The 8,583-nt window shown below is 60.1% G+C and carries 9 protein-coding genes; 3 read left to right on the forward strand and 6 right to left on the reverse strand.

Annotated features, from left to right (window positions below):
* Positions 1–16: 16 nt before the first annotated feature.
* Complete coding sequence (locus AC3WWR_RS26180; protein ID WP_492599188.1) at positions 17–1,114, reverse strand: carboxynorspermidine decarboxylase; 1,098 nt, start codon at positions 1,112–1,114, stop codon at positions 17–19.
* A gap of 270 nt (positions 1,115–1,384) precedes the next feature.
* Between AC3WWR_RS26180 and AC3WWR_RS26185 the strand changes: the two genes are divergently transcribed.
* Both AC3WWR_RS26185 and AC3WWR_RS26190 read left to right on the forward strand, forming a co-directional pair.
* Positions 1,385–2,131, forward strand: coding sequence for a hypothetical protein (locus tag AC3WWR_RS26185; protein WP_489325375.1), 747 nt, complete (start codon positions 1,385–1,387; stop codon positions 2,129–2,131).
* A gap of 181 nt (positions 2,132–2,312) precedes the next feature.
* Entirely contained in the window at positions 2,313–2,519 is a 207-nt protein-coding gene (locus AC3WWR_RS26190) for a hypothetical protein (RefSeq protein ID WP_033044665.1), read from the forward strand.
* 437 nt (positions 2,520–2,956) lie between these two features.
* Here AC3WWR_RS26190 and AC3WWR_RS26195 read toward each other — a convergent pair whose 3' ends face one another.
* The 5 genes from AC3WWR_RS26195 to AC3WWR_RS26215 form a co-directional block, all read right to left on the reverse strand.
* On the reverse strand, positions 2,957–3,511 hold the full coding sequence (locus tag AC3WWR_RS26195; RefSeq protein WP_492599189.1) for a nucleotidyltransferase family protein: 555 nt from the start codon (positions 3,509–3,511) through the stop codon (positions 2,957–2,959).
* A gap of 68 nt (positions 3,512–3,579) precedes the next feature.
* Entirely contained in the window at positions 3,580–4,629 is a 1,050-nt protein-coding gene (locus AC3WWR_RS26200; RefSeq protein WP_033043774.1) for an NAD(P)H-dependent flavin oxidoreductase, read from the reverse strand.
* A gap of 34 nt (positions 4,630–4,663) precedes the next feature.
* Positions 4,664–5,053: a tautomerase family protein gene (locus tag AC3WWR_RS26205; RefSeq protein WP_033043775.1), complete on the reverse strand. Its 390-nt coding sequence runs from the start codon at positions 5,051–5,053 to the stop codon at positions 4,664–4,666.
* Between the two features lie 128 nt (positions 5,054–5,181).
* Positions 5,182–6,699, reverse strand: coding sequence for a CoA-acylating methylmalonate-semialdehyde dehydrogenase (locus tag AC3WWR_RS26210; protein WP_083348900.1), 1,518 nt, complete (start codon positions 6,697–6,699; stop codon positions 5,182–5,184).
* A 132-nt stretch (positions 6,700–6,831) separates the two neighbouring features.
* On the reverse strand, positions 6,832–7,497 hold the full coding sequence (locus AC3WWR_RS26215) for an MOSC domain-containing protein (protein WP_033043779.1): 666 nt from the start codon (positions 7,495–7,497) through the stop codon (positions 6,832–6,834).
* A gap of 115 nt (positions 7,498–7,612) precedes the next feature.
* Between AC3WWR_RS26215 and AC3WWR_RS26220 the strand changes: the two genes are divergently transcribed.
* A complete protein-coding gene (locus AC3WWR_RS26220; protein WP_033043782.1) occupies positions 7,613–8,500 on the forward strand; it encodes a LysR family transcriptional regulator in 888 nt (295 codons plus the stop codon).
* Positions 8,501–8,583: the final 83 nt, after the last annotated feature.

The following is an 8,583-nucleotide window of genomic DNA, read 5'->3' on the forward strand; positions in this document are numbered from 1 at the left end:
CTCCTTCTCAGCCAGCTTACGAGAGGCTGGACATATAGTCGTTGTAACCGAACTCACGAACCACCTCGACAGTACCGTCGAGGTGTTTCACTACGATGGACGGCATCTTCAGGCCGTTGAACCAGTTCTTCTTGACCATGGTGTAGCCCGCGGCGTCGACGAACGACAGGCGGTCGCCGATGGCCAGCGGACGATCGAACTGGTACTCACCGAAAATATCGCCGGCCAGGCAGGATTTGCCGCACACCATGTAGGTGTGCTCACCCGCGCTCGGGGCCAGCTTGGCGTTCAGGCGGTAGATCAGCAGGTCGAGCATGTGGGCTTCGATAGAGCTGTCCACGACCGCCAGGTGCTTGCCGTTGTAGAGAGTGTCCAGCACGGTGACTTCCAGCGACGCACTCTGGGTGATCGCCGCTTCGCCCGGTTCCAGGTAGACCTGCACGCCGTACTTTTGCGAAAACGCCTTGAGGCGTGCGCAGAACTCATCCAGCGCGTAGCCTTCGCCGGTGAAGTGAATACCGCCACCGAGGCTGACCCACTCGACCTTGTGCAGCAAATGACCGAAACGCTCTTCGATGGTGCACAGCATGTCGTCGAACAGGCCGAAGTCACCGTTCTCACAGTTGTTGTGGAACATGAAGCCGGAAATCTGCTCGATGACCTGCTCGATCTTCACCGGGTCCCACTCGCCCAGGCGGCTGAACGGCCGTGCCGGGTCGGCCAACAGGTAATCGGAGCTGCTCACCTGCGGATTGACCCGCAGGCCACGGACCTTGCCTTCAGACGCTTGCGTGTAGCGCTGCAACTGGCCGATGGAGTTGAAGATGATCTTGTCGCAGTTGTCGAGCATCTCCTCGATTTCGTCATCGGCCCAGGCGACGCTGTAGGCGTGAGTCTCGCCAGCGAACTTCTGCCGACCGAGCTTGAGTTCGTAGAGCGACGACGACGTGGTGCCATCCATGTATTGCTGCATCAGGTCAAACACCGACCAGGTGGCGAAGCACTTGAGTGCCAGCAGGGCCTTGGCCCCGGACTGCTCGCGCACGTAGGCAATCTTTTCCATGTTGCCCAGCAGCTTTTGCTTATCGATGAGGTAGTACGGCGTTTTGATCATTTCGAGGCCTCCGGCAAGGCCAGCCAAAAAAAGGATGCGCATTGTGCCCGCACTGGCCACATATCGAAAGAGCAGAAGTGCAGTTCGTCGGACAAGGATCCGCACGGCAACTCCGCAAAGTCGCACCCATGGACGACAAAAAGATGACACCAAGGCCAATTGCCATCTTTTTCGAGAACTCGCCGACGACCGGTCATACGTTATACCAAAACCGACTATTGTTGTTAGTGACAGGTCCGTCACGGACCCTAGTACGCTGATGGAGTTCTCATGAATAGAACCAGTCTTGCTGCTGTTGTCACCTCCCTCCTGGCGGGCGTCGCCCCCTCATTCGCTGGCGCAACACCTTCTGAAAACCCTGTTTTTTCCGTCGGCCTGCTGGGAAGCTACAGCGAGCTGGAGTTTACAGGCCGCAGGACCAGCAGTTCCGAGCATATTCCCGAAGCAGGACTGTTCCTCAACTTCGGCAACAAGATGACGGGCCGGGGCGGCCTTGTGTATCAGGCAGAAATCACCGGGCAGTACTCCGAAGAAAAGCATCAACGCGTCACCGATGGCCAGGCCGACCTGGACCTGGGCTGGAGGATGGCCCTGGATGCCGAGAATTTTTTCGACGTTTTGATCGGAGCAGGCTATAAGTGGAATCGTTATGACCCGGATTTCAACAAGTACGACATCAATCTCACCAATCGCACTCCCTTCGCTAAAGTCGCAGCCGGCTACAACCACGCCTTCAGCACCTCAACCTTGCGCCTGGAAGCTGGCGTTCGCAAGGTCATCAACGGAAATGCGCAGCTGGAAATCCACAACGTGGACAGCGAGGAACAGGACCTCAAGGACACCACCAATCCATTTGTCGAACTGAGCTGGCTGTTCAACCAGGAGGGATCGATTCCGGTGATTGCCAGCCTTTACTACAACCGCTTCAAATACGACCTGGACGGTCAATTTCAGCTAACCGACTTCGATAAGCAGACCCGGGACGAGTACGGCGTAAAGCTCGGCATCGTGTTTTAACCCGAGGCCGATAACCTTTCGTCGCAAATGAAATCGCCAGGGGTAATCCCGGCCTTCTCTGGCGTGGGGATTGCACCGGCCCGCGTTAGCCATCGCGAACGACATAAAACTGACGCGATGGCCATCCAATCAACGCTAAAGGACTCCAGCAAAACGCTTGGTCAGTCACCGGAGATGTAACGTGTCAACTCTCAACGAAATCGCAGCGAACCACGCGAGAATGGCTAAGGCAAAGGAACTAGAGTCGACCGGACTGAGCGAGCGACAAGTGCATATTGTGGGAAGCATTGAAATCTCCTCCCCCGTCGAGCAACCGCATGTGCCTTTGCACCTTGTTGCGGCAGCCCAGGACAACAACCTCGTCCAGGTATCGGCCTTTGTAGCCTGACGGCACTCGATGGGAGAAACCACCCAGGCTATTTTTGCTGGATTCTTTTGGCGTACATATCCATTGCTACGGTAACGGCTGCTTATGGTTTCGCCCTTTCTGCAGGAGCGAGCTCGCTCGCGAAAAACCTGAGAGCTCCCCGGGGTGTCAGGCTTCCCGCGTCATCGTTGACCTCCATCGCGACGGTGCGACGATTCGACATGCTCGCTCCTACAGGGGGCGTCGCGATGGGCCATCGTGGTTTAACGGGGCGCTCGCGATCAAAAGCAAAGCGAGGCGGCCTGATTTCAAGCGAACACGTTGATCGTTCCCACGCTCTGCGTGGGAACGCCGCCAGGGACGCTCCGCGTTCCGCTGACGACGCATGACCTGAGCCGTGCGCAACATTGACGCAGAGCGTGGGAACCATCATCGATCACAACGCGGACAGGCAAGCCTTACACGACCTTCAACCATGGCCAGCGAACCTGATAACTCTTCGCCTTCTGCTCAAACAAGTCAGGCCTGGGGTTTGCCGGATTGATGCGCAACACACCATCGTCCAAGTCCTCCAGGCCATAGGGGGCATAGACCTCGCCGGTGACAACATCCAGGCCGATACAAGTACCCGCCACCAGGTAGCGATCAATCCCGTCCCTGGCCGATTCAAGCCTGGGGTAAGTCCCGCCAAAGCGCTGACTGTACCAAAGGTGCACGCGTGCCTGGTTCTTGAACTCGACGTTGACCCCAAGATCCTGCAGGAGCCGTTGAGCCCGATGGATAACCTCGTTCTCGGCCTCCCAGGACAGGTCGGGGTCAAAGTAGAAAACGTCGTAATCCTTGATGCCCCAGCCAGGATCTCGTTGTGCCTTTTGATTCCATACCGCCTGGAACAGGCAACCTGCCGTGAGCATGCATTGATCAAGTCCAAGCGCTGGCAAGCGTGAGGTCAATTGCACGTTGATCGGGTTGGTCATTGCGATGCCAACCAGTTTTTCGGCCATCAATGTCATGGTTCTTCCCTTGCAAACCGATTCAGTCCCGGCGCCCAAGTTACAACAAAACCATGACAAGCCCGCACTCAGGATTGCATCTCGGCCGCGAGCAGCTTCACCAACGCCGCGGCCGGCAGTTCCCGAGCCAATGGTGCCCCCTGCCCAGCCCATTGTACGGCGAAATCGCTATTGGCCCGAGCCGCTGCCGCGGCATTAAGCGCCTTGTTGGCGTCATAGGTGAGCGGGTAGTCCGGCATTTCGATGCCTGCCCCTTCGAGGCTGGTGAAGTTGCGATTGACCATGCCCCGGGCCGGGCGGCCGGAAATGACGCTGGTGACGTGCGTCTGATGCGCGCGCGGGCCTTTGAGCGCTTCGCGGTAGGCACCGTTCGCCGACGATTCCGGGCAGAGAATGAATGCCGTGCCTAACTGCGCGGCACTGGCGCCCAACCGCATGACCGCGTTAATGCCTGCGCCGTCCATGATGCCGCCCGCGGCAATCAATGGCAGACGACAAGCATCGACCAGTACACGCACCAAAGCGCAGGTGCCCATCTGCAAATCCTGCCGCGGATCGAAGACCCCGCGATGCCCACCCGCCTCGTAACCCTGTGCCACCAGGGCATGCACCCCCGCGTCCTGCGCCGCCAACGCTTCGGCAAGGCTGGTCACGGAACACAGCAGCAGAATGCCAGCGGCCTTGAGTGCATCGATGGCCGGTTGTGGCGGCAGGCCAAAATGGAAGCTGACCACCGCCGGTTTTTCTTCCAGCAGCATCTGCAGCATGTCGGCATCCTCGACGAACGAGGTGTAGATTTCCCGCAGCGACACCGGTGTCTCGGCGCCAAACTCGGCGAAAAACCCTGCCAGAAATTGCAACCACCTGGATTCCCGCAAGGTGTCCCGGACAGCCGGCTGGTGACAGAACACATTCACATTGAAGGGTTTGTCGGTATGCGCCGCCGTCTCGCGCAGCAGGGCCCGCGCCTGCTCGACGTTGCTCGCGCCAATGCCGATGGAACCCAGCCCGCCAGCATTGGACACCGCCGCCGCAAGACGGGGTGTGGAGACGCCCACCATCGGCGCCTGAATGATCGGCCATTGGATGTTCAATAGGGACAACAGTGGATTGGACATGGCAGCACCTGGGCCTGATGAATGAAAGTGAACGCTAGAGCTCTGCAGTCAGAAATTGCGCGCGGCCACGACCGAACGACCAGTCCGCGTCGGTGTTCTCCACCAGTGAAACGATCAGGTCGTCAGGCGACAGGCCGCACTCGGCGTGCAGCTGCTCGGCCAGCAAGCGGTAGAACGCGACTTTTTGCTGCTGGGGGCGCGGACGCGAAATCAGCGTCAGCAACACCACATTGTCCGATCGCGAGTAACCCAACCCCGTGTCGTGCAGTACCAACTCCCCCGGCCGGTGTTGCGTCACGCTCTGGTAGCGATCACTGGCGGGCACCTCGAACGCCTGGACCATGGCCTGATGCGCCACCTCCAGCAAAGTGCGCAGCTGTTCGTCGCTACGGCCTTGAATGATGTCGAACTTGAGCAATGGCATCGCGGTTTACCTTGGGCAAGAAAATGGGAGCAAGCCGCCGTTGAGAAAAGGCACAGCCGCCCCCTGGGACAATGGACAGCGTGCAAGCCCGCGCCTGCACACCCTCCAACCCGAAAGCGCGTGAAGGTCTACTTGGAGGTCGGCATGGCAAACTCGGCGCCCTTGGCAATGCTGTTCGGCCAGCGCTGCATGACCGATTTCTGTTTGGTGTAGAAACGCACGCCCTCTTCGCCATAGGCGTGCATGTCACCGAACAGCGAGCGCTTCCAGCCACCGAAGCCGTGCCACGCCATCGGCACCGGAATCGGCACGTTGATGCCGACCATGCCTACCTGGATGCGGGTCGCGAATTCACGGGCGATATGACCGTCGCGTGTGTAGCACGCGGTGCCGTTGCCGAATTCGTGGGCATTGACCAGATCGACCGCCTCGGCGAAATCCTTGACCCGCATGCACGCCAGCACCGGACCGAAGATTTCCTCCTGGTAGATCTTCATCGCGGGGGTGACATGGTCGAATATTGTGCCACCGAGCCAGAAGCCCCCAGCGCAATCGGCGCCGGCCTGCGAGCCATCGAAGTCACGGCCGTCGACCAGCATCTCGGCGCCTTCAGCGATGCCTTGCTCGATGTAGCCGGTGATGCGCTGGTGCGCCACGCGCGAAACGATTGGGCCCATTTCGGCGGCCAGGTTCATGCCCTCGAGGATCTTCAGCGTGCGGGTGCGTTCCACCAGTTTGGGGATGACCTTGTCGGCCACATCACCGACAAACACCGCCACCGAGATCGCCATGCAGCGCTCGCCGGCAGAACCGAAAGCCGCCCCGATCAGCGCATCGACCACCTGCTCGACGTCGGCATCAGGCATCACCACCATGTGGTTCTTCGCCCCGCCCAACGCCTGCACACGCTTGCCGTGGCGAGCACCGGTCTCGTAGATGTAGTTGGCGATTGGCGTGGAGCCGACAAAGCTCACGGCCTTGACTTCAGGGTGATCGAGCAGCGCATCCACCGCTTCCTTATCGCCCTGCACCACGTTGAACACACCGTCCGGCAACCCGGCTTCCTTGAACAACTCGGCGATCAGCAGCGAGGGCGAAGGATCGATCGGGCTCGGCTTGAGCACGAAGGTGTTGCCGCAGGCGATGGCCACCGGAAACATCCACATCGGCACCATCACCGGGAAGTTGAAGGGCGTGATACCGGCCACCACGCCCAGGGACTGGCGCAGGGTCCAGTTATCGATGTTGGTCGAGACTTGCTCGGTGTAGTCGCCCTTGAGCAATTGCGGGATGCCGCAAGCGAACTCGACAACCTCGATGCCGCGCGTCACTTCGCCCTGGGCATCGGTGAAGACCTTGCCATGTTCGGTGGTGATCATCCGGGCCAGGGTGTCGCGGTGCTCGTTGAGCAGCGCGAGGAACTTGAACAGAATGCGCGCGCGGCGCAGCGGCGGTGTCGCCGACCAGGCGGGAAAGGCGGCGGCGGCCGACTCCACCGCGGCGTCGACGTCCGAGGCGCTGGCCAGGGCCACCTTGCCGATCACCACACCAGTGGCGGGGTTGGTGACGTGCTGCGAGCGACTGGAAGTGCCGGGTGTCAGGCGACCGTGAATGTAGTGTGCGATGTCTGCAGGCTGGGTACTCATGGCGGGTTGTCCCCTGGTGGTGGATAAGAGCCATCTCTTGTTGTTGTCAGGCCGGGGCGTTGAGCGCACCCGACATGCCCAAGGTAGGCCCGCCGACAAATCATGTAAAATGATGATTAATGATCTTATGGATCATATTTTATGAAGCAGCCATTTCGCCCGCTCGCCCAGGCGGCGCTTCCAGTCCGCGGCCAGGCCGACGCTGTCCGCCAGCGCGAGCAAATCGTCGATCAGCGGCCGGTGCGCCAATTGCACCTGCCAGAACTGGTCGATGGAAAACCGTTCGTTATGCCGTTCCAGCAATTCAATGCGGTCCCCCGCTTGCAGCCAGCCCGGCTCGAGCACCCGGTAATACCAGCCGGTGATTCGTTCCCGGGCGACGAACATCGACATGTGCTCGGCATCGAAACGATGGTTGATCTTCCAGCAGGGACTGCGCGGCTGGGAGACCTGCAGCAAGCTGCTGCCGATGCGGAACACGTCGCCGATGTGCACGTTGAGCTCCGAAAGCCCGAATGCGCAAATGTTCTCCCCCAGGCTCCCCGCGACCAGATGCGCGGCACTGGGCGCAAAGGCCTGCGCCAGACGCTGGTAGTTTTGCGCCGCATACTGATGCACGGCTTTTTCCGGCCCGCCGTGCACCCGGGTGTCGCCGTGCTGGTCGCCGACGATCCCCTGTAACTCCACGCGCACCGGGCCTGCCTGGCGTTGCTTGAAGATGCCCGTGCGCTGCCCTTCAGGCTGCAATACCGCCAGGCCTCCAGCGAAGACATGGTCGATTGTCGAAATCAGTGTCATGGGCCGACCTTCACTCATCAGGGGGTTTTAGTCACTTTACTAATCACCAGAAATGGCCGTAAAGTGATCGTTAAGCATGTCTGCGATCACTTCTACTGATAGATGGTGACAACAAATGGAAATGCGCCAACTGAAGATTTTCTGCGCCGTGGCCGAACTGGGCAGCTTCACCGCCGCCGCGTTGCAGGTGAATACCGTGCAGTCCAACGTCACCATGCGCGTCAAGGAACTGGAAGCCGAACTCAATCGCGAACTGTTCATCCGCAAGAAATCAGGCGTGGTACTCACCTCGGCGGGCGAGACCTTTCTCGGTTATGCGCGGCGCATCCTGCAACTCACCGACGAGAGCCGCAGCGCCCTGATGGACACCGGCAGCCCGAGCGGCCTGCTCAGGCTCGGCTCGATGGAGACCACCGCTGCCATTCGCTTGCCGCAAGTGCTGACCCGCTACCGCGAGCAGTATCCCGACGTGCAGTTGTCGTTGCTCACCGGCACCACGGTCGAGTTGATCAAGGCCATTGAAGCCCATCGCCTCGACGGTGCCTTCGTCGGCGGCTTTCACCAGAACTCGGCGCTGGCCCAGGAAGAGGTGTTTTGCGAAGAGTTGGTGCTGGTCAGCAGCAGCCAGTTCGAAACGTTGCCGGCGTTGATCGAGAAAATGCCCCAGCAGACCGTGCTGGTGTTCCGCACCGGCTGCTTCTATCGCTCGACCCTGGAGAACTGGTTCTACCAGGTGGGTCTTGTGCCCAACCAGATCATGGAACTGGGCACGCTCGACGGCATCCTGTCGTGCGTGGCGGCGGGCATGGGCGTGACCCTGTTGCCCAAGGCCATCGCAGAAAACTGCAGCGTGCGCCATGCCATCCGCTGCCACACCCTGCCAGCGGAATTCGCCAATGTCTCCACGGTGTTCATCCGCCGCAACGACACGATGATCACCTCGGCGATGAGCGCGTTCATCGGCCTGGCGCAACAACAGATCGCCCGGCCGGCGGTGGCTTGAACTACATCGGCAACCACTGTGGGAGCGAGCCTGCTCGCGAAAGCGGTGGTTCAGTCGACATCCATTCTGGATGTGCTGTCGCC

The organism is Pseudomonas sp. EB271-G4-1 (genome assembly GCF_058791355.1).